Raw genomic sequence first — 20,379 nt, forward strand, 5'->3', positions numbered from 1 at the left:
ATTGCGGTTTCTTAAAAATTGATTTAGTATAGACAGTGTGGTATATACTAGAGAATTTATTTTTTTGAAGAAAGATAGGCGATGAAATGACAGAAAATGCACCCAAATTTAAGCAAATTTCTGCAGAAATTGAAAAGAAGATTAGAGACGGTCTGTATGTAAGTGCACAAAAATTACCTTCAGAATATGATTTAGCTAAAGAATATAACTGCAGTCGCTTGACCATCCGTAAAGCGATTGATGATTTGATCCGCAAAAATATTTTGGTAAAACGACATGGTAAAGGTAGTTATGTGATGTCGCAAGCGAAAATTCAAAGTGGTCGCGCTGGCTTACAAGGTTTTACTGAGGCAGCCAAAGCTTACGGGAAAAAAAGCCAGACAGAAGTCATTTCCTTTGAAGAAGTAGTACATCCCGCTGAAAAAATTCGGGAGGCGCTCCAAGTGGGCAAAAATGAGGCAATTTATGAACTGATTCGCCGCCGAATGTTAGACGGCGAGCCAATGACAGTTGAAAAAATTTATTTGCCACAGGCATACGTACAAGGCCATACGAAGCAAGACTTCGAGGGCTCTCTTTTCTGCTTAATCGAGAAGAACGTCGAGATTGCTTATTCGCATCAAGAAATTGAAGCAATCTTAGTTGAAGCGGAAATTTCAGAATTATTGAATGTTCCTGTGGGCCAACCACTTTTACAAGTCCACTCTATCACTTATGCGCTTGATGCAACTCCTATTTTATATGATGTCTCTTTATATCGAGCAGATCGGTACACGTTTAAAAACACACTGACCCGCTATAGCCCGTCTGAAAACAACCAAGTGGAGCTAGGAGGTTCTTGGAACGAATGAAGATCAAAGAAGAAATAGCCGCTCAAAAAGATTTATTTTATGAAGACTTAAACAAAATTATCGCGATTCGAAGTGTGAAAGGGTCGCCTAAAAAAGAGGCACCTTTTGGCGAAGGACCGAAAAGAGCCTTGGAAGAAACGTTGAAACTTGCAGAGCGTTATGGCTTTCAAACTGAGATTGTCAATGACGCAGTTGGCTATGCGCAATGGGGAACAGCGGAAGAATATCTGGGGATTATTGGTCATTTAGACGTAGTACCAGAAGGTTCTGGCTGGTCAGTGCCACCCTTTCAATTAACGAAAAAAAAACAACGTTTGTATGGTAGAGGAATTCTAGATAATAAAGGTCCTATCTTGGCTTGCCTGTATGGAATGAAATTACTGAAAGAACTTGGTTACCAACCAAAGAAAACCATTCGCTTAATGTTTGGCACGGATGAAGAAAGTGGGAGTGGAGATATCCCCTTATATTTAGAGAAGGAAAACGCACCCGTTTTTGGATTTACTCCAGATTGTAAATATCCAGTAGTTTATGGGGAGCGAGGGATTGTTAATTATGAGATCACAACGACCATCCCAGATGATTCAAGTGAACAAATTGGTCAGATTATAGGTGATCAAGCAAAAGACCACGTACCTGATCAATTAAGTGCGGTGATTGCGGGAAAAACAACAGCAATCACGGGAAAACGTGCTCCTTCCAATGCGCCAGAACTAGGCAAGAACGCGATTACTTTATTGGCACAGAAAATTAGCGAGGAACAGTTAGTCAAAGGAATTTTATTACAGTATTTCGACTGGTTAACCGCTAGTTTTCACGAAAAGCACTATGGCGAAGGAGTAGCTCTGGACTTTAAGGATCAGGATAGTGGGCAATTGATTTTAACGCCCTATGCGTTGGAAAAACGAGGACAGCAATTGGTGTTATCATTGGCCGTGCGTTATCCTGTTTCTATTACAGAAAACGAAGTAACCACGCAGCTAACGAAGGCACTATTTCCAGAAAGTGAAGTGACCGTCATCCGCCTCCTCCCTAGTACGCTGTTTCCAAAAGATGAGCGCAATGTTCAAAAATTAACCAAGGTTTATGAACAAATTACTGGCTTAGATGGGACGCCAGTCACAACTACAGGTGCTACGTATGCTCGTTTTATGCCGAATATCGTTGCTTTTGGTCCATCATTTCCTGGTCAAAAAGGCATTGCGCATAATCAAGATGAATATATGGATGAAAAAGATTTACTGCTTAATCTGGAAATCTATATGCAAGCGATGATTGCATTAACAGAAGCATAAAACCAATAGAAGATACACGTATGAGAAGAAGCCAATGTGTTTCGTAGAGGTCGCATACGTGTATCTTCTATTTTTCTGTATAAAATTTCATTTTCAGTATATACAAAACAGTATATACTAGTTTATAATGGTGGAGAAATGTAAGCGTTAACGAAAGGGCGGATGGAAAATGACTTGGGGTGCAATTGCGACATGGCGGATGGCACATGATGGGTTACTAAAAGCTGCAGAAGAATTACAACAAGGAGGTGCTGCAGGCACGGCCGTGGAACAATTAATTAAAGAAGTAGAAGACTATCCTTTTTATAAGTCAGTGGGCTACGGCGGTTTACCTAATGAGGAAGGGATTTTAGAAATGGATGCTGCCTATATGGATGGAGACACATTTGCAATTGGTGCTGTGGCAGGAATTACAGATGTTAAAAATCCGATTTCAGTGGCTAAAGCATTAAGTAAAGAGAAGTTTAATAGTTTTCGTGTTGGCGCAGGTGCAACGAAATATTCAATGTTGCACGGTTTTGAAAGAAAGAATATGTTGACAGAACGCGCTAATCAATGGTGGCAAAAGCGTTTAAAAGAAATTCAGGAAAATCAGTTGAACCCCTATGATGGGCATGATACCGTCGGCGCTATTACGTTAGACCAAACAGGATCAATGGCAGCTGGCACTTCCAGTTCGGGACTCTTCATGAAAAAAGCAGGACGTGTTGGTGATTCACCACTGTCAGGTTCTGGTTTTTATGTTGATAGCGAAATTGGTGGTGCTGCGGCTACAGGATTAGGTGAAGATTTAATGAAAGGCTGTCTTTCTTATGAAATCGTCCGTTTAATGGGGGAAGGGTGCTCGCCACAACAAGCATGTGATCAAGCCGTCTATGCTTTTCATGAAAAATTGACCCAACGTTATGGGAAAGCAGGAGCTTTTTCACTAGTGGCCATGAACAAACAGGGAGACTGGGGCGTAGCTACGAATGTGGAATTTACTTTTACGGTTGGTACTGATATGCAGCAACCAGAAATCTATATTGCAAATCCAGGCAAGAATCATACCACAGAGATTCAGCCGATTTCACAAGAATGGTTAGCAGCCTATGAAAAAAGAATCAAAGCACCAATTGAATAAATGAGGAGAGTGAAGGAACATGAGTAAAAAACAAATTTATCTTTTTTGTGATGCAGGAATGTCTACAAGTATTATGGTTAATAAAATGATGGAAGTGGTGGAAAAACATCAAATGCCTTTAATGATTACTGCTTTTCCTATTGCAAGAGCACAAGAAGTGGTTGAAGCAGAGAAGCCTGTTGCTATTTTATTAGGACCACAAGTCCGTTTTTTATTAGAAAAAACAAAAGAACAATTTGCTCCTCAAGGGATTCCTGTCGCTGCAATTGCGCCAGAAATTTATGGCATGATGGATGGCGAAAAAGCATTGAAAGAAGCGCTGCGGTTAATTAAGCAAAATAAAAAATAATAGATAGGAGTGACGACCGTGCAAAAATTTTTGGATTGGTTAGAGCGCGTATTGACCCCTTTGGCAAAAGTGATAGGAGAAAATAAGTATTTAGTAGCGATTCGTGATGGCTTCCTTTTATCAACGCCCTTGTTGATTGTTGGTTCGGTCTTCTTATTAATTGCTAATTTTCCTTTGCCGCAATGGGATACTTGGATGTCTCATTTGCTTGGTAAAGACTGGGCGACAATGATGTCTGTTCCAGCTAGTGCTAGTTTTGATGTAATGACTATTCTGGCCGTTGTCGGTATTGCCTATAGTTTAGGGAAACAATTCAATGTGGATGCAATGCAAGCAGGAATTATCGCATTGGTTTCATTTTTTATTGTAACGCCTTATCAAACATTATTTACACCGGAAAATAGTTCAAAGGTTTATGAAGTTACTAGTTTACCTTTAAAATGGATGGGTTCCAGTGGCTTGTTTTTAGGAATGATTGTCGCATTAATTGCGACTCGTTTATTTGTGGCCATTGTTCGTAAAGGGTGGACAATAAAAATGCCAGAAGGAGTGCCACCAACAGTGGTTAAGTCTTTTGAGGCCCTGATTCCGAGTTTTTTAGTTGTTACTCTCATGTTTTTAGTCAATTGGCTGGCTGCTTTAACTCCTTATGGTAATTTACAAGATGTTATTTTTGAATTTCTACAAACGCCCTTATTGAGTCTTGGTAATACCTTAGGTGCAATGAGCATTGCTTATTTATTTTTACACTTCTTTTGGTTCTTTGGCATTAACGGAGGTAGCGTGGTTGGCGCAGTCTTTAATCCTGTTTTGCGGGCATTGTCTGTTGAAAATTTACAAGCATTTAAAGACGGTCATGAAATTCCCAACATCATCACTGGACAATTTCAAGATATGTTTGCAACATTTGGTGGCGCCGGTTCCACACTCTCATTAATCATTGTGATGGTCTTATTCTGTAAAAGTCAACGAATTAAAAAGCTTTCGCAACTTTCACTAATTCCTGGTGTTTTTGGGATTAACGAACCAATCATTTTTGGGTTACCAATTGTTTTAAATCCAATCCTTTTAATTCCATTTGTCTTAGTACCTGCGATTAATATTATTATTGCCTATTTTGCTATGGATTGGGGCTTAGTTCCATTGACGAATGGTATTCAATTGCCGTGGACGACCCCGCCAATTATCTCAGGATTTTTAGTCAGCGGTTGGCAAGGATCAATTCTGCAAGCTCTCTTATTGGTACTAGGAATGTTCATTTATTATCCTTTTATTCGAGTTATGGATGATCAATATTTACGTGAAGAATGGAAAGCACAAGAAGAAGAGAGTGAAGAAATTGATTTTGATTCCTTTGACTTCGATGATTTATAAATAAGGAGGAAATAGGCATGAAAAAAATCCTTTTAGTCTTAAACCACAGTTTAGCAGGATTTGGCAGTGATGAACAAGCTCAGCTGAAACCAAGTGGTAAAAAAGCTCCCTTAGGTCCAGGGGTAACATTGCTACCATTTTTACAGAAGCAAGGAGCGGAAATTGTTGCGACACTTTATTGTGGTGACCAATATTATTTGGAAAACGAGGAAGAGGTAGCAAAGAAATTTATTGGCTTTGCAAAAAAGTTTCATGCCGATGCGGTTCTTTGCGGACCTGCCATGCATTATCCTAATTTTGGAGAAATGGCCGCTCGTCTAGCTTGTAAGTTTAATGCTGCGGGCATTCCTGCAATTGCAGCGATGGCAGAAGAAAATCCAGCAGTTAGTCACTATTATCAGCAAGTGCCGATTGTGAAGATGCCCAAAAAGGGCGGCATTGGTTTAAATAATTCGTTTAAACAAATGGCGCAATTGGTCGTGGCAAAAGCAAATGGAAAAGAAACCAAACAGTTAGAAGAAACAAGTTGTTTTTAATTGATGATAATCTAAAGAGAAATCCAGAATGAACGCATGATTGTGTTCGTTTTGGATTTTTTGCTTTTGTTTAGCGAATGTATGTTCTATAATAGGGAGGCAGATAGGTGGGATTACGTGAAATCAACGAGAAAAATTGCGGTTCGTCAAGTGGTCGAATTTATTTTAAGGCGGGGAAGTATCGATTCTCGCCATGTGAGTGAACATACACCACAAGAAGGTAGTCGCCTTCATCGAATGTTGCAAAAGGAAGCGGGGAGCCTTTATCAAAAGGAAGTATCTTTAAAAATTGAGGTGCCTTTAAATGGCCATAATTATTGTGTAGAAGGTCGTGCAGACGGCATTTTTGTGAAAGAAACTGGGCAAGTGGTCATTGATGAAATTAAAACATCCGAACCAGCGTTTGAAGAATTGCCGCCAGAAAAGGTCGAATTGTTTTGGTATCAAGTGATGTGTTATGGTCACATGTATTGCCAACAAGAACAACTTTCTGAAATAACGCTGCAACTAACTTATTATCAGACCACTACAAAACAAATCACACGACAAGAACGCCATTTTACAGAAGCTGCATTAGCGGAGTTTTTTACTGATTTGATGAAGCGCTATGAACAGTGGGTAATTTTTAAAGAAGAATGGCGTATTTTGAGAAATAAATCATTAAAAAATCTTAGTTTTCCTTACGGGGAGTATCGCAAAGGGCAACGAGAATTGGCGGTAGCCGTCTATAAAACAATTCTTAGTAAACAGCGGCTCTTCGTGGAAGCACCAACTGGAACAGGCAAGACAATGTCCACTCTTTTTCCAGCGATGAAAGCAATTGGTGAAGAAGAAGGCGAACGGATTTTTTATTTAACAGCTAAGACCATCACGCGGCAAGTGGCTGAAGATGCCGTCAAAGCGCTGTCCGAAAAACAAGCGCAAACTAAGAGTATTACGTTAACAGCAAAAGATAAAATTTGTTTTTTAACTGAACGAAATTGTACACCAGAACATTGCCCGTTTGCTGACGGCTATTATGATCGTTTAAATGAGGGACTGTGGGATTTATTGCAACATGAAAATCATTTAACGAGAGAGGTTATTGAACGGTATGCACAAAAGCACCAATTGTGTCCATTCGAGTTGTCGCTAGATGCAAGTCTTTGGTGTGATTTAATTATTGGCGATTACAATTATCTATTTGATCCAACGGTTTATTTACGGCGCTTCTTTGAAGAACCCCAAAGTGCAGAAGAGAATATTTTTTTAGTGGATGAAACCCATAATTTGGTTAATCGTTCACGGGAGATGTATTCGGCCGCTATTTCTAGGAATGCGGTTTTGCAAATTCAAAAAAGATTGCAAAAAGAATCTATTCAATTAAAAAGAGCTTGTCAAAAAGTCTTAACTACGTTTGATGATATTGAAGCAATCTGTGAAGAAAAAGACACGGATTTTTTTGCCCAACGCGCGCCAATTGATTCATTAGTTAAACAGATACATCGATTAACAGAAGTAATTGCAGAATGGTTGCCAGAAAATCAACACATTGAGGAATTGGCGTCGATTCTCAGTTTTTATTTTGATTGTTTAAGTTATCTTCGAATCAGCGAGTATTACGACAACGGCTTTTATACGTCTATTTCTTTGCGAAACTATGACTGCGTTGTGAAACAATTTTGTGTCGATCCGGCTTATTTATTGTCACAACGATTAGATAAAGGGAAAGCGAGTATCTTATTTTCGGCAAGTTTAACACCTCTGAATTATTATCAAGAAGTGCTTGGTGGAGGTGAAGAAAGCCTACGTTATCGGATTCCGTATCCTTTTCCAGAAGAAAATCAATTGTTGATGATTGGTAGTCATCTTCAAACAACCTATAAAAACCGTGAAAAAAGTTATCCACAGATTAGTGAACTTTTAGGGAAGTTAAGTGAAACAAAAACAGGTAATTATTTAATTTTCTTCCCTTCTTATGCCTATATGGATGATGTCTATCAAGTATTTAGCCAATGCTACCCGCAAGTAAAAACTCAAATTCAGGGAACGGACTTAAACGAAAAAGAGCGAGAAGCATTTTTAGCTGAATTTAAAGAGAATCCTCAAGAAACTTTCATCGGTTTTTGTGTTTTAGGTGGTATATTTTCAGAAGGAATTGACTTGAAAGGTACCCGATTGATTGGTACGATAATTGTTAGTGTCGGGCTACCACAAATGAATCCGGAGCAAGAACTGATTCGCACTTTTTATCAAGAAGAGCGAGGGCAAGGGTTTCAATTTGCGTATCAAATTCCTGGCATGAATAAAGTCTTGCAAGCGGCTGGACGTGTCATTCGAGATGCGCGAGATAAAGGCTTTGTGTTGTTATTAGACGAACGATTTGAATTACCAAGTGTCCAGCGTTTCTTTCCGCCGCATTGGTTGGCGCATCGAAAGGCAAACAGCAATGAACAACTCATTCAACAAGTGAAACAATTTTGGTTAAAAAATAAAGAAAACAAAGGAGGAAACAAATGAAGACCATTTTAGTCCTTCATACAGGTGGGACCATTTCCATGTCGAAAGTAGCAGGAGGAAGTGTTGCCCCGAATGAAAAAAATCCGTTGATGGAACAAGAAGCATTATTTTCTGGCAAGGTTCATTTAGTTGTCGAAGATATTTTTAATATTCCCTCACCACACATGACCTTAGAACGGATGTTTCAATTAAAAGAACGGATTCAAAAAGCTTATTCTGAACCAATTGATGGCGTGGTTATTACGCATGGAACAGATACATTAGAAGAAACAGCTTATTTTTTAGATATAACCTTAGAGAAAAAAATCCCCATTGTTTTAACAGGAGCAATGCGGTCAAGTAACGAAATCGGTAGTGATGGCTTGTATAATTTCATCAGTGCTATTTGGACTGCTTGTTCAGACGAATCGTACGATAAAGGTGTTTTAGTCGTGATGAATGATGAAATTCATACGGCGCGTTATGTGACAAAAACACATACAACGAACGTAGCGACGTTTCGGACGCCAACTTTTGGACCAATAGGAACCATTGCGAAAGAACGTGCTTTTTTTGCGAAAGAGGTCTTACCGCAAGAAGTTTGCGATGTTTCTTCTGTGAAAGGAAATGTTCACGTAGTGAAGGCCTATGCGGGGATGGGTGAACGGATGTTTGAATTATTAAACACCCCAGAAACGGATGGGTTAGTAATTGAAGCGCTAGGTGCGGGTAATTTACCGCCAGAAACGCTCCCAGCATTACAAAAGATGCTAGACAACGGGATTCCAGTCGTTTTAGTTTCTCGTTGTTCCAATGGCATTGCTGAAGATATCTATGATTATGCTGGTGGTGGCGTTGGCTTGAAAAAAATGGGGGTTGTTTTTGCTCGTGGCTTAAACGGACCGAAAGCGCGGATTCGTTTAATTGTTGGTTTAAACAGCGAAAAAAATCCTGCAGAGTTAAAAGAATTTTTGGAACAGTAACTAATTTTAAGGAGAAAATAAATGAAGCTGTTTGAACGCATTCATCAAGATACTGAAATTCGACAAATTTATGATGCAATTGGTCAAATGGAAGATGAAGAAGCTGGGTGGGCATACCATAATTGGTTTCATGTAAACAATGTCGTAGCCATGACGGAAATGATTTTGAAACAACTTGCTGTTTCAGAGGAGTATTTAGAGGCGGCAAAAATTGCGGCACTGCTCCATGATGTGGGTGCGCTACAAGGAAAAGCAGGACATGCACTTCGTGGGAAACAATTTGCAGAAGCATATTTTCGTAAGCAAAAGATTTGTTTGCCTTATCAAGAAGAAATTTTATCTTCTATAGAAAATCATAGTAATGGCTTTGATTCGGAAGAGTTAATGACACTAGCGCTAATCATTAGTGATAAGTTAGATATTACAACCTCTCGTGTTGCCAAGGCTGGTTATTTCGTGCCAGGAATGCGGCAATTTCAATTTTTAAAGAAAATTGAAATTATGCTTTCAGAACAAGAGGTTTGTGTCTCGTTTACGGCAGAAGAAGAACTGGATTTAGAAGAATTAAATGCGTTTTATTTTATGCCAAAGGTTTTCAAAGCAATTGCCGCTTTTTCAGAAAAAATCCAACGCCGACCAATCGTTTTATTGAATAATCAAGAATGGCCGGTACCAAAACTAAAAAATCCTTCAACTGTTCATTAACAGTTGAAGGATTTTTTTAGCGATAATTATTAAACTCAAGAGCCATTGGTAAATCTAATTCTCGTAAAAGAGCCATGACTTTTTGTAAATCATCCCGACTTTTTCCAGTTACCCGAATTTTGTCTTCTTGGATTTGTGACTTAACTTTAATCCCAGAGTTTTTGATAGCTGTGTTGATTTTTTTCGCATTTTCTTTATCAATACCACTGATTAAATCACCATATTGGCGAGCAGTACCGCCTAAGGCTTTTTCACTTTCTGAGAAATGAATATTTTTAATCGGAACATTGCGTTTGACTAATTTTCCAAATAAAATATCCTTCACTTGCTCGACTTTATAATCATCTTCAGCTACGACTACTAGTTTATCGTTTTCCAATTTAATATCAGCAATTGACCCTTTAAAGTCAAAACGATTTTTCAATTCTTTTAAGGCAATTTGAATTGCGTTTTTGACTTCCTCCATATTGACCTCTGAAACTACATCAAAACTTGCTTCTTTTGCAGCCATGTAAAAACCTCCTAAAATATTCTTTGCTTCATCATATCATGAAATAGTAAAAAAGGTTAGGCTAGAATCATTTTGAATAGAGAAATAAGAAGATCAGTTTTTAGGGATATCTTCCCGCATTCTTTCATGGAAACGTTGCAAAAAAAATTTTTTTCAATGTTCGCTTTTAGCCCCTTTTCTTTTAGGATAGAACCTGTTATTCTAAGTCAGAAGAATAGCGAAGGAGCGAAGAAAAATGAGTCGATTGGTTAGTACTTACCAAAGGAATGAATCGATAAAAAAAATAGCAGTGATGGCGATAACCGCTTTGACTTCTGCGGTCGGTTTGAATTTCTTTTTGATTCCGGCAAAAGTTTTTTCGGCAGGGATGAACGGAATTGCGCAAATCATTGCTACATTATTATATACAAATTTAGGAATCCATATTAATACAGGGATCTTCATTTTATTTTTAAACATTCCCGTCTTCATTCTAGGGTTTGTAAAATTAGGGAAACAATCAACGATTCTTAGTTTCATCAATGTTATTGGCATTTCCGTTGTCACTATGTTTGTGCCAATCGTAACAGTCACAACGAATCCTTTGATGAACGCAATTATGGGTGGTGTCTTAGTCGGCGTTGGCGCAGGGCTTTCATTGAAAATGGGCTTTAACACTGGCGGCATGGACATTATTTCACTGATTCTTTCAAAAACAACAGGGAAAACAGTTGGTAATTTTATGTTCTTATTAAATGGTATTATTGTGCTGTTGGCTGGTTTTGTGTTTAACTGGGAAAGTGCGTTGTATACTATTATTTCTATTTACTGTTTGAGTCAGGTGGTCGACATGATTCATACTAGTCACCAAAAAGTCACAGCAATGATTGTCACCACGAGACCAGAAGCTGTTGCCTTAGAAGTTTCTCAACAAATCGCTCGTGGCATGACCTTGTTGCCTTCAATCGGCGGCTATTCAGGTGCAGAAGGTCGGATGATTATGATGGTCATTACTCGCTACGAGCTCTATGATTTAGAACAAGCAGTTTACAGTATCGATGAGAATGCCTTTGTAAATATTTTACCAACACAATCGGTTTTAGGGCGTTTTGCCAATGAAGATGAACAACGGATTTTTCATAGTACAGGAACATTTCCTGAGCTTCAATCTTACAAGGTGAAACGTTATCCACCAAAGAAAAAATTAAAATAGCAAGTCGGCCTTCAGATCCCAAAGTGATAACGGGAAAACTGGAGGTTTTTTTATAAAAATGAAGGTTATGTGAAAGAATAGACAAAAATTTTCTGAAAAAGGGAATTTTACTAGAAAAGTGTCAGGAATTCTGCTAAAATAGAACCGTTGGTTAGGGAACACCTAACAAATAAAGTTTTTAAAAACTTAGGAGGAATTTTTTATGCCAGTAGTATCAGGAGCAGAATTCTTAAAAGCAGCACGTAAAGGCGGCTATGCAGTAGGTGGCTATAACACAAATAACTTAGAATGGACACAAGCGATTTTAGAAGCAGCAGAAGCTAAAAAAGCACCAGTTCTAATCCAAACATCAATGGGCGCTGCTAAATACATGGGCGGCTACAAAGTAGCTAAAGACATGATTACTAATTTAGTAGACTCAATGAATATCACAGTTCCAGTAGCAATTCACTTAGACCACGGTGACTACGAAGCTGCTTTAGAATGTATCGAAGTTGGCTATACTTCAATCATGTTTGATGGTTCTCACTTACCATTCGAAGAAAACTTAAAATTAGCGAAAGATGTAGTTGAAAAAGCTCACGCTAAAGGTATTTCTGTCGAATGTGAAGTTGGTTCAATCGGTGGTGAAGAAGACGGAATCATCGGTACTGGCGAATTAGCTGATATCGAAGAATGTAAACAAATGGTTGCTACAGGTATTGACTACTTAGCATGTGGTATCGGTAACATCCATGGTCAATATCCAGAAAACTGGAAAGGTTTAGCATTTGATCACTTACAAGCAATTGCTGAAGCTGTCGGTTCTGATGTACCTCTAGTATTACACGGAGGTTCTGGTATTCCTCAAGAACAAATTGAAAAAGCAATTTCAATGGGTATCTCAAAAGTTAACGTAAATACAGAATTCCAATTATCATTCGCTAAAGCAACGCGCGAATATATTGAAGCTGGTAAAGATTTAGAAGGTAAAGGATTTGACCCTCGTAAATTATTAGCACCAGGTAAAGCTGCAATCATCAAAGATGCAGAAGAACACATTGATTGGTTCGGTTCAGCTAACAAAGCTTAATCAACTAGTTACGTTAAAGACAGCCACAGCACGTGGCTGTCTTTTTTATTTTTTGTTATTTTTTCATTCTATTAAAATACCTGAGAAGTTTTCTTTTTTCTTAAGCTTGATTATGATAGAATGATTGGGTAGTTTATTTAGAAAACGTATATTACAGATAGGTGAGAATATAAATGAAAAAAATCGTAATCAATGGGAATCGTCCATTAAAAGGCGAAGTAACCATTAGCGGCGCTAAAAATAGTGTGGTCGCTTTAATTCCAGCTGCTATTTTAGCAGATTCGCCCGTGACTTTAGATGGCGTTCCTGACATTCAGGATGTTCACTCATTAATTGAAATTTTAGAAATTATGGGTGCTAAAATTACTTTTGAAAATAATACATTAATTATTGACCCAACAGAAGTTGTTTCTGTGCCAATGCCAAAAGGAAAAATCAATAGCTTACGTGCATCCTATTATTTTATGGGCTCACTTCTTGGTCGATTTGGGGAAGGCGTTGTCGGCTTACCTGGCGGTTGTTACTTAGGCCCTCGTCCAATTGATTTACATATCAAAGGATTTGAAGCATTAGGCGCTCATGTAACCAACGAACATGGGGCGATGTACTTGAGAACAGACGAAGCTGGCTTACAAGGAACACGAATTTTTATGGATATGGTATCTATTGGCGCTACAATCAATGTCATGTTAGCCGCAGTTAAAGCCAAAGGCAAAACGATTATTGAAAATGCTGCGCGTGAGCCAGAAATTATTGATATTGCTACATTATTAAATAACATGGGTGCAAAAGTCCGAGGAGCTGGAACGGACGTTATTCGGATTGAAGGTGTCGAAGAATTACATGGTTGTCGTCACTCGATTATTCCAGATCGAATTGAAGCTGGGACTTATTTAGCTATGGCAGCAGCTATGGGTGAAGGAATCAAAGTTCGAAATGTTATTTATGAGCATTTAGAAAGCTTCATTGCGAAATTGCAAGAAATGGGCGTTAAGATGACAATTGAAGAAGACATGATTGAAGTTCATCCGTCACATGATCTGAAAATGACGACGGTGAAAACCTATCCGTATCCTGGTTTTGCCACAGACTTGCAACAACCGTTAACGCCATTACTTTTAAAAGCGCAAGGAACTGGTGAAATTATTGATACGATTTATGCTCAACGAAATAAGCATATCCCTGAGTTGGTGCGGATGGGGGCTGATGCTTCGGTTGAAGGCAATATGATTATCTTAAATGGCCCAAATCAATTGCACGGTGCAGAAGTAGTCGCCTCTGATTTACGGGCAGGCGCTTGCCTAGTCACTGCCGGCTTGATGGCTGAAGGTACGACCACGATTTATAATGTAGAATATATTTTACGTGGGTACGACCACATTATCGAAAAGTTAACTGCTTTGGGTGCTGATATTCAAATGCTAGAAACCGAAGAACAAGAAGGTCCGTTTGAGGTGGATCAATGAGCGACTATTTAACAATGGCTGAATTGGAAAACAGTACGTTAAAAGATATTTATGCGTACGCGAAAGAGTTTAAAATTCCTTATTATAGCCAAATGAACAAAAAAGAATTGTCTTTAGCTGTGATTCGTGCACAAGCTGAGAAGCAAGGGTTTTTCTTCATGGAAGGAATTTTAGATATTGTTTCTCAGGATGGTTATGGTTTTTTGCGGCCAATTAATTATGGACCAAGTGCAGAAGACATTTATATTTCTTCTTCTCAAATTCGTCGTTTCGGATTGAGAAATGGGGACAAAGTAGCTGGCAAGGCGCGTCCGCCAAAGGAATCAGAACGTTACTATGGACTCATGCATGTTGAAAGTGTCAATGGGAAAGATCCTGAAGAAGCGAAAGAGCGGCCACATTTTCCAGCGCTAACACCGTTGTATCCTGAAAAACAATTAACGTTAGAAACAACGGCTGGCAGATTATCAACACGAATGATTGATGTATTTGCCCCAATTGGTTTTGGGCAACGTGGTTTAATTGTAGCGCCGCCAAAAGCCGGGAAAACAAGTGTTTTAAAGGAAATTGCTAATGGGATTACAGAAAATCATCCTGATGTGGAATTGATTCTGTTGTTAATTGACGAGCGTCCTGAAGAAGTGACTGATTTAGAGCGAAGCGTTAAAGGCGATGTGGTTTCTTCAACTTTTGATCAACAACCACAAAATCATACGCGAGTTGCTGAATTGGTTTTGGATCGAGCAATGCGCTTAGTTGAAGACAAACGGGACGTAGTTATTTTAATGGACAGCATCACTCGTTTAGCAAGGGCCTATAATTTAGTGGTCCCGCCTAGTGGTCGAACCTTAAGTGGCGGAATAGATCCAGCTGCGTTTTTCAAACCTAAACGATTTTTTGGTGCTGCCAGAAATATCGAAGAAGGGGGCAGTCTGACTATTTTAGCCACGGCATTGGTGGATACAGGTAGCCGAATGGATGATGTCATCTATGAAGAATTCAAAGGCACAGGCAATATGGAGCTCCATTTATCTCGTGAATTAGCAGAGCGCCGTATTTTCCCAGCAATTGATATTAAAAAATCAAGTACGCGAAAAGAAGAGTTGCTAATGACACCAGAACAACTAGAAGAAACGTGGAAATTGAGAAATAATATGTCAGGAGACTCGCTGGAATATACGGATCAATTCATAAAAATGTTGAAACGGACCCAAAATAATCAACAATTATTTGAAGTTTTCCATGATGTTTCGTTTGGCAAACAAATTAAAAGAAATCCAAAAAGATAATTGCATACCAACTGAAAACATGGTAAGATAGCATTGTTGTATACCGACAAAATAACTCTGATACAGCAAATGGATCAGGGCAAAGGAGCGAAAAAAACGTATGAAACAAGATATCCATCCAAATTACCAACCAGTAGTATTCATGGATTCAACAACAGGTTTCAAATTCCTTTCAGGTTCAACTAAAGGATCTTCAGAAACTGTTGAATGGGAAGATGGCAACACTTATCCATTATTACGTGTTGAGGTTACTTCAGACTCACACCCATTCTACACTGGTCGTCAAAAATTCACACAAGCCGACGGACGTGTGGACCGTTTCAACAAAAAATACGGTCTCAAAGACGAAAACGCAAATCCAGACGCATAGTCTTTCAAAACATTGTTATGACAAGGTTTATAGAGGTTTTCCACTGTGGTGGGAAACCTCTTTTTTTGTTGGATAGGCAGTTTTAAATTCAGAGAAATTATTTAAATATTATTTTATTTAACTGAAAGTATAGCTAGTCCGTATACCGTATAATTTAAATTATTTGGATAGTATACATATTGTAAAGTGCAATTGTCTTTTTAGAATCTTTAAGGTATAATTTGTTTTAATGAGTTTATATGTAAGCTTTTTCTTTTTAAAGACTTTGATCATATCTTTTTTATAAGAAAACTATTGTTTGTGAAAGGATATAAAAGTGCTAAAACAATTGTACTTAACAGTATTAAGATGGAGACCGTACAAGCATAAAAAAGTAAAAATTGTGTACATAATGAGTTTCCCAAGAAATGATGGACATTTAATTGAACAATTAGAACAACACTATCACGGAATGATAATAGTACTTTATACAAAAAATTGTCAATCATACGCAGCATCCTTAAATCAAAAAGGCATAAAGACGATACTTTTTGATAAGAAAACTTTGTTGATTACAACGGCGATTTCATACTTGAAGTCAGCGCCGTTAATTTTTGTAGATAATTATTTTCCAGAATTGGCAATTTTAAAAAAAAAGCAAGTAGTTATCCAATTATGGCATGCTAATGGGGCTTTAAAACAGTTTGGCTGGGGTGCTTATCACACGAAACATAGAAGTAGCAAGGATCAAATCAGGTTTCAAAAAGTTTACGATAAAATGAATTATTTTATCGTTAATTCACTAAAAATGGAAGCAATTTTTAGAAACAATTATCGTCTCGAGAATGCTCAATTTTGTCATTTTGGTTCGCCGCGTCTTGCTTATCTTGAAAAATTAGAGGTAGGAGAAACAAATCAGAATAATAAAGTTTTATATGCACCAACTTACCGAGAGGGAATGAATGAAATGATGCTTGTGATAAATCAAGCAATGAAGGCTTTTTCTGCTATGCCAAATTTTCATTTTTATATGAAATTACATCCATCAATCCAGTTAGATGCCATTGAACTACCGAGAAATGTTTCTATTTGGGAAAAGCATATTTTTGAAAGCTTTAGTGAAATAGGCTACTTGATTACTGATTATTCGAGTGTGGTCTTTGAATACATGCATGTTAAAGAGCAACCGAACATTTTATTTTTTTGTCCAGATTTAGAAAAATACGCATTAAATCCTGGAATTGAGCCTGATTTTTTTGAATATTTACCAGGACCGTTAGTTGAAAATGAAAAACAGTTGATTGTGGCATTGTCAAATTTTTCAATAAATAGTTATAAAGATAATATTACTAGAATTAACGAAGAATGGAATCAATATCAGTCAAAAGAGACCATTAATAAAATAGTAGAGTTGGTAGAGAGAATCTTGGGGGGATTTTGTGAAAAGTAAGGTACGCACTGAATATATTGGGGGATTACCAGTTGACGTATTAACACATCAAGAAATTATGGATGACTTAGAAAGTTATCTCAAAGCTAAAGAGAAAATGATTGTAACTAGCGTTAATCCGCAGATTTCATTGTTAGCATTTGAACATCCAGAAGTTAAGTTATATTTGAAAAGAGCAACTCATCGGATTGCAGATGGGATAGGTGTGGTCAAGGCATCGAAGCTAATGGGTGGGTCTATTCGTGAAAGAGTTACAGGAATTGATGTCATGGATAATTTTTTAGAGTATGCAAATCAACATAAGGAACGAATCTTCTTGTATGGTGCAAAGCAAGAAGTAGTTGAAGCAGCAGCTAAAAATATTCAACGACAATATCCAGGGATTGTTATTAGCGGTATTTTACATGGCTATACAAAGAAAAAACAGCAAGAAATTGTGGAACAAATTAACAAAGCTGAACCAAGGTTTGTCTTTGTAGCATTAGGTTCACCGAAACAAGAGATTTTTTTGGAACAAACAATTGATCACCTGACAGCTAATGTATTTTTAGACGTAGGCGGTACTTTTGACGTATTAGCTGGATCAGTAAAAAGAGCGCCAGAATTTTATATAAATCACAATTTGGAATGGTTATATCGTTGTTTGACAATGAAGAGATACGATCGGTTAATGCAAATTCCTAAATATATTTATTTGACTATTAAGTATCGGAACAACAAGTCTAGGGGGCAGTAAATGATTATTTTGTTTATTTGGGAAAATGACTTAGACACAACTTTTTATATCGTGAAAATAGAGAAAGATGAGAAGTTCATTTTACGAGTACCACCTATTCACAAACTAAGTAAATTTGTTCAAAATAATCAATGGAATAGTTTGATAGAAGAATTAAGAAAATTGTCTTCATATGAAGTAACTGAGTACATAATTATAAAAAAAGCAATGCTTTTTTCGTATCTTTTTGAAGACGATAAAGAAATTGTTATTTCAAATCAAAGTGAGCGGCATCTAATAGATCAAAATGGCAAAGAATGGTTTTTACCAAAAGGAAAAAGTTGCTGTAAATCAAGAGGTGCTTTCAGAATATCTTCGTTTTAGTTATTCAGATGTTGAACGTTCATTTGAGCATCAGGAACACATTTTTCGTTTAACGAAAATTAAATTATTAAAAGATAAAAATCCGTTGAAATTGCAAAAGCAGTTAAAACAATTAAAAAAAGCTACAACAACGTCTTTCTCTATAAAGTCTCTGAGTAAGTTATTACTAATCTATACTGCTACAGAAAATAAAAAATTTGACCGAAAAACCATCAAAGTCAATCAAGAGTAGCCTTTTTTCTATTCACAAAAATTGATAATTAACGAAGAAATATCAAAGTACAAATGGAGGTTTTTATGAAAAAAATACTTACTTACGGCACATTTGACCTCCTACACTATGGTCATATTAATTTGTTGAAAAAAGCGAAACAACAAGGGGACTACCTGATTGTTGGACTTTCAACAGATGCTTTTAATTTAGAAAAAAAGAAACAAAGTTATTTTTCATATGAAAAACGTAAACAATTATTAGAGGCAATTCGTTATGTTGATTTAGTTATTCCTGAAACTAGTTGGAAACAAAAAGTTTCCGATATTGCTGAATTTAAAATTGATACTTTAGTCATGGGCGATGATTGGCAAGGGGCTTTTGATTTTCTAGAAGTTGAAACAACCGCAAAGGTTCTTTATTTGCCACGAACGCCAGAAGTATCAACCACACAGATAAAAAAAGAATTATATTATAGTGAATAATAAAAAGTCTCCTTGGTATTTTTCAAGGAGACTTTTTTCAAGATTATCCTTCCCAAAAGTCAAAGATTGATCAGCATTGTTTCGCTGATTTGTTAGACTAGTAGGTACATTCAGCTTTATAAAGGAGATCTTGAAGAAATGAGTAGAAAAAAAGTCGGTGTTTTCTGTCTATTTCTGTTTTTCACATTTTTTATTATTGTTCCAAAAGTAGAAGCTACAGAAGAAATGAAGACTAAATTTACAGTAACGCCTGTTTTACCAGAAAATCAAGTGTCAGGAACATCTAGTTATTATGATTTAATTCTGGCACCAAAGCAATCTTCCACTATTGTCCTAGATATAAAAAATAAGACAGACGAAAAATTGTCCATCGTATTGACTCTAGCAAATGCATCAACAAATGATAATGGGTTGATTGTGTACAATGATTTTGATAAACCACTTGATTCATCGTTAAAGGTTCCGCTGACAGACTTGGTTACTTTAGAAAATGAGGAAGTGAGTGTGCCGCCTCATCAAACAGTATCAGCAAAGATGAAGGTGAAGGGACTTGATCAGCCTATCAAAGGAGTTGTTTTAGGCGGGGTTTATGCGCATCTCAAAGATGAAAAAACAGAGGAAGAGAACCAAACAATGGGATTAACCAGTCGCTACGGGTTTAATGTTGCGATTGCCATGAGGAGTGCTGAGAATGCTCCTTTAACAGAGGTGAACCAACTGAAATTAGTGAAAGTAACACCTACAATTGCTTTAGGGTCCAAATCGCTAAAGGCGGTCATTCAAAATCCGTATGCTGCTATTTTTCCAGAAGTTCGTTTAGAAGGTCAAGTGATAAAAAAAGGATCCTCTAAAAAAATTGCACAACGGACACTAAAAAATGTTCGCTTTGCCCCAAATAGTTCCATGAATTTTCATCTTGATTTGGGCAAACAACCGCTAGATGCTGGGACTTATATATTTACAGGACGTGCTATTTTACAACAAGATGAACAACGGTCTTGGCCTTTTCAACAAGAATTTACGATTAACACTCGTGAAGCAAAAAAATTGAATCAAGAAGCTGCGGTCAAATGGGTCCTACCTACATGGTGGTTACCGACTTTCTACACGTTGTTAGTAATCACAATCGGGGCAATTTGTAGTGTCATTTGGCGCAATAATTATCAAAAAACAAGCGAAAAGGAGAGTGAGAATAATGGCTAGTTGGTTTTGGTTGTCTGGCGGTTTAGCGGTCATTTGTTTTATGTTTTTCCTCTTTACTTTGCTGACTAGTATGAGTTTTATTCAGCATGCAAAAGAACCCAGAAGTATTCTAAAAGAAACGCTTTTAAGTTGGTTAATGCTTTTACTTAGTGGTGGGTGGATTACAATCGGACTATTGTTATATTTTTCGCTAAAGAATCAATAAACAAAAAACGAGCATTCATTGTTAGATAACCGTGAATGCTCGTTTTTTTGTTTTAGGAAAATGCTCTTTAGCAACTTGCCAGATTTCATTGGGCAACCTGACTGAAATTGTTAAATTGTTCTGTCGAAACGACAAAAAAGTGGTAAACTAAAC

General features: G+C 37.3%; 21 protein-coding genes. 20 read left to right on the plus strand and 1 reads right to left on the minus strand.

Going from position 1 to position 20,379, the window contains the following annotated elements; all coding sequences use genetic code 11:
* Positions 1–86: 86 nt before the first annotated feature.
* The 9 genes from IGK27_RS04760 (at position 87) to IGK27_RS04800 (ending at position 9,694) form a co-directional block, all read left to right on the plus strand.
* Positions 87–851 carry a GntR family transcriptional regulator, LSA1692 subfamily gene (locus IGK27_RS04760; RefSeq protein ID WP_002357984.1) on the plus strand — a complete coding sequence of 255 codons (765 nt, stop codon included), beginning with the start codon at positions 87–89 and terminating at the stop codon, positions 849–851.
* The gene (locus IGK27_RS04765) at positions 848–2,146 is read left to right on the plus strand and encodes a Sapep family Mn(2+)-dependent dipeptidase (RefSeq protein WP_430596431.1); all 1,299 of its coding nucleotides are present in this window, start codon (positions 848–850) and stop codon (positions 2,144–2,146) included. The genes IGK27_RS04760 and IGK27_RS04765 overlap by 4 nt, the downstream gene beginning before the upstream one ends.
* 169 nt (positions 2,147–2,315) lie before the next feature.
* The gene (locus IGK27_RS04770; protein ID WP_002357982.1) at positions 2,316–3,269 is read left to right on the plus strand and encodes a N(4)-(beta-N-acetylglucosaminyl)-L-asparaginase; all 954 of its coding nucleotides are present in this window, start codon (positions 2,316–2,318) and stop codon (positions 3,267–3,269) included.
* 19 nt (positions 3,270–3,288) lie between these two features.
* A complete protein-coding gene (locus IGK27_RS04775) occupies positions 3,289–3,618 on the plus strand; it encodes a PTS sugar transporter subunit IIB (protein ID WP_002357981.1) in 330 nt (109 codons plus the stop codon).
* Positions 3,619–3,636: 18 nt separating this feature from the next.
* Complete coding sequence (gene celB / locus IGK27_RS04780) at positions 3,637–4,992, plus strand: PTS cellobiose transporter subunit IIC (protein ID WP_002384702.1); 1,356 nt, start codon at positions 3,637–3,639, stop codon at positions 4,990–4,992.
* 17 nt (positions 4,993–5,009) lie between these two features.
* Positions 5,010–5,528: a GrdB-related putative oxidoreductase gene (locus IGK27_RS04785; RefSeq protein ID WP_002361637.1), complete on the plus strand. Its 519-nt coding sequence runs from the start codon at positions 5,010–5,012 to the stop codon at positions 5,526–5,528.
* Between the two features lie 36 nt (positions 5,529–5,564).
* Entirely contained in the window at positions 5,565–8,027 is a 2,463-nt protein-coding gene (locus IGK27_RS04790; protein WP_033626332.1) for an ATP-dependent DNA helicase, read from the plus strand.
* Positions 8,024–8,989 carry an asparaginase gene (locus tag IGK27_RS04795; protein ID WP_002357976.1) on the plus strand — a complete coding sequence of 322 codons (966 nt, stop codon included), beginning with the start codon at positions 8,024–8,026 and terminating at the stop codon, positions 8,987–8,989. The genes IGK27_RS04790 and IGK27_RS04795 overlap by 4 nt, the downstream gene beginning before the upstream one ends.
* Positions 8,990–9,010: 21 nt before the next feature.
* Entirely contained in the window at positions 9,011–9,694 is a 684-nt protein-coding gene (locus IGK27_RS04800) for an HD domain-containing protein (RefSeq protein WP_010825152.1), read from the plus strand.
* A gap of 16 nt (positions 9,695–9,710) precedes the next feature.
* Here the strand turns inward: IGK27_RS04800 and IGK27_RS04805 are convergent, their stop codons facing one another.
* The gene (locus IGK27_RS04805) at positions 9,711–10,205 is read right to left on the minus strand and encodes a YajQ family cyclic di-GMP-binding protein (RefSeq protein WP_002357974.1); all 495 of its coding nucleotides are present in this window, start codon (positions 10,203–10,205) and stop codon (positions 9,711–9,713) included.
* A 235-nt stretch (positions 10,206–10,440) separates the two neighbouring features.
* Here IGK27_RS04805 and IGK27_RS04810 point away from each other — a divergent pair, with 235 nt between their 5' ends.
* The 11 genes from IGK27_RS04810 (at position 10,441) to IGK27_RS04860 (ending at position 20,226) form a co-directional block, all read left to right on the plus strand.
* Entirely contained in the window at positions 10,441–11,397 is a 957-nt protein-coding gene (locus IGK27_RS04810) for a YitT family protein (protein ID WP_002381974.1), read from the plus strand.
* Between the two features lie 202 nt (positions 11,398–11,599).
* Positions 11,600–12,469 carry a class II fructose-bisphosphate aldolase gene (locus IGK27_RS04815; protein WP_002357972.1) on the plus strand — a complete coding sequence of 290 codons (870 nt, stop codon included), beginning with the start codon at positions 11,600–11,602 and terminating at the stop codon, positions 12,467–12,469.
* Between the two features lie 173 nt (positions 12,470–12,642).
* A complete protein-coding gene (locus tag IGK27_RS04820) occupies positions 12,643–13,935 on the plus strand; it encodes a UDP-N-acetylglucosamine 1-carboxyvinyltransferase (protein ID WP_002357969.1) in 1,293 nt (430 codons plus the stop codon).
* On the plus strand, positions 13,932–15,224 hold the full coding sequence (gene rho / locus IGK27_RS04825; protein WP_002357968.1) for a transcription termination factor Rho: 1,293 nt from the start codon (positions 13,932–13,934) through the stop codon (positions 15,222–15,224). The genes IGK27_RS04820 and rho overlap by 4 nt, the downstream gene beginning before the upstream one ends.
* 100 nt (positions 15,225–15,324) lie before the next feature.
* On the plus strand, positions 15,325–15,594 hold the full coding sequence (locus IGK27_RS04830) for a type B 50S ribosomal protein L31 (protein ID WP_002357967.1): 270 nt from the start codon (positions 15,325–15,327) through the stop codon (positions 15,592–15,594).
* Positions 15,595–15,910: 316 nt separating this feature from the next.
* Positions 15,911–17,023, plus strand: a complete 1,113-nt coding sequence (gene tagB / locus IGK27_RS04835) for a teichoic acid biosynthesis protein TagB (protein WP_075320347.1) — start codon at positions 15,911–15,913, stop codon at positions 17,021–17,023.
* Positions 17,013–17,759 carry a WecB/TagA/CpsF family glycosyltransferase gene (locus IGK27_RS04840; RefSeq protein WP_002360559.1) on the plus strand — a complete coding sequence of 249 codons (747 nt, stop codon included), beginning with the start codon at positions 17,013–17,015 and terminating at the stop codon, positions 17,757–17,759. The genes tagB and IGK27_RS04840 overlap by 11 nt, the downstream gene beginning before the upstream one ends.
* Complete coding sequence (locus IGK27_RS04845) at positions 17,760–18,122, plus strand: hypothetical protein (RefSeq protein WP_430596432.1); 363 nt, start codon at positions 17,760–17,762, stop codon at positions 18,120–18,122.
* A gap of 285 nt (positions 18,123–18,407) precedes the next feature.
* On the plus strand, positions 18,408–18,818 hold the full coding sequence (gene tagD, locus IGK27_RS04850; protein ID WP_002384695.1) for a glycerol-3-phosphate cytidylyltransferase: 411 nt from the start codon (positions 18,408–18,410) through the stop codon (positions 18,816–18,818).
* A gap of 138 nt (positions 18,819–18,956) precedes the next feature.
* Entirely contained in the window at positions 18,957–20,021 is a 1,065-nt protein-coding gene (locus tag IGK27_RS04855; RefSeq protein WP_033626334.1) for a DUF916 and DUF3324 domain-containing protein, read from the plus strand.
* Positions 20,014–20,226, plus strand: a complete 213-nt coding sequence (locus IGK27_RS04860) for a hypothetical protein (RefSeq protein WP_033626335.1) — start codon at positions 20,014–20,016, stop codon at positions 20,224–20,226. The genes IGK27_RS04855 and IGK27_RS04860 overlap by 8 nt, the downstream gene beginning before the upstream one ends.
* Positions 20,227–20,379: the final 153 nt, after the last annotated feature.

Source organism: Enterococcus sp. DIV0236 (genome assembly GCF_050558525.1).
Lineage (GTDB): Bacteria > Bacillota > Bacilli > Lactobacillales > Enterococcaceae > Enterococcus > Enterococcus faecalis.

Bases quoted from the DNA above. Each gene is read 5' to 3' on its own strand.
- IGK27_RS04860 (WP_033626335.1), top strand. From the start codon at position 20,014: ATGGCTAGTTGGTTTTGGTTGTCTGGCGGTTTAGCGGTCATTTGTTTT.
- IGK27_RS04845 (WP_430596432.1), top strand. From the start codon at position 17,760: ATGATTATTTTGTTTATTTGGGAAAATGACTTAGACACAACTTTTTAT.
- IGK27_RS04855 (WP_033626334.1), top strand. From the start codon at position 18,957: ATGAGTAGAAAAAAAGTCGGTGTTTTCTGTCTATTTCTGTTTTTCACA.
- IGK27_RS04805 (WP_002357974.1), bottom strand. From the start codon at position 10,205: ATGGCTGCAAAAGAAGCAAGTTTTGATGTAGTTTCAGAGGTCAATATG.
- IGK27_RS04800 (WP_010825152.1), top strand. From the start codon at position 9,011: ATGAAGCTGTTTGAACGCATTCATCAAGATACTGAAATTCGACAAATT.
- IGK27_RS04830 (WP_002357967.1), top strand. From the start codon at position 15,325: ATGAAACAAGATATCCATCCAAATTACCAACCAGTAGTATTCATGGAT.
- IGK27_RS04760 (WP_002357984.1), top strand. From the start codon at position 87: ATGACAGAAAATGCACCCAAATTTAAGCAAATTTCTGCAGAAATTGAA.
- IGK27_RS04765 (WP_430596431.1), top strand. From the start codon at position 848: ATGAAGATCAAAGAAGAAATAGCCGCTCAAAAAGATTTATTTTATGAA.
- IGK27_RS04770 (WP_002357982.1), top strand. From the start codon at position 2,316: ATGACTTGGGGTGCAATTGCGACATGGCGGATGGCACATGATGGGTTA.
- IGK27_RS04785 (WP_002361637.1), top strand. From the start codon at position 5,010: ATGAAAAAAATCCTTTTAGTCTTAAACCACAGTTTAGCAGGATTTGGC.
- IGK27_RS04820 (WP_002357969.1), top strand. From the start codon at position 12,643: ATGAAAAAAATCGTAATCAATGGGAATCGTCCATTAAAAGGCGAAGTA.
- rho (WP_002357968.1), top strand. From the start codon at position 13,932: ATGAGCGACTATTTAACAATGGCTGAATTGGAAAACAGTACGTTAAAA.
- tagD (WP_002384695.1), top strand. From the start codon at position 18,408: ATGGAGGTTTTTATGAAAAAAATACTTACTTACGGCACATTTGACCTC.
- IGK27_RS04795 (WP_002357976.1), top strand. From the start codon at position 8,024: ATGAAGACCATTTTAGTCCTTCATACAGGTGGGACCATTTCCATGTCG.
- IGK27_RS04790 (WP_033626332.1), top strand. From the start codon at position 5,565: ATGATTGTGTTCGTTTTGGATTTTTTGCTTTTGTTTAGCGAATGTATG.
- IGK27_RS04810 (WP_002381974.1), top strand. From the start codon at position 10,441: ATGAGTCGATTGGTTAGTACTTACCAAAGGAATGAATCGATAAAAAAA.
- IGK27_RS04775 (WP_002357981.1), top strand. From the start codon at position 3,289: ATGAGTAAAAAACAAATTTATCTTTTTTGTGATGCAGGAATGTCTACA.
- IGK27_RS04815 (WP_002357972.1), top strand. From the start codon at position 11,600: ATGCCAGTAGTATCAGGAGCAGAATTCTTAAAAGCAGCACGTAAAGGC.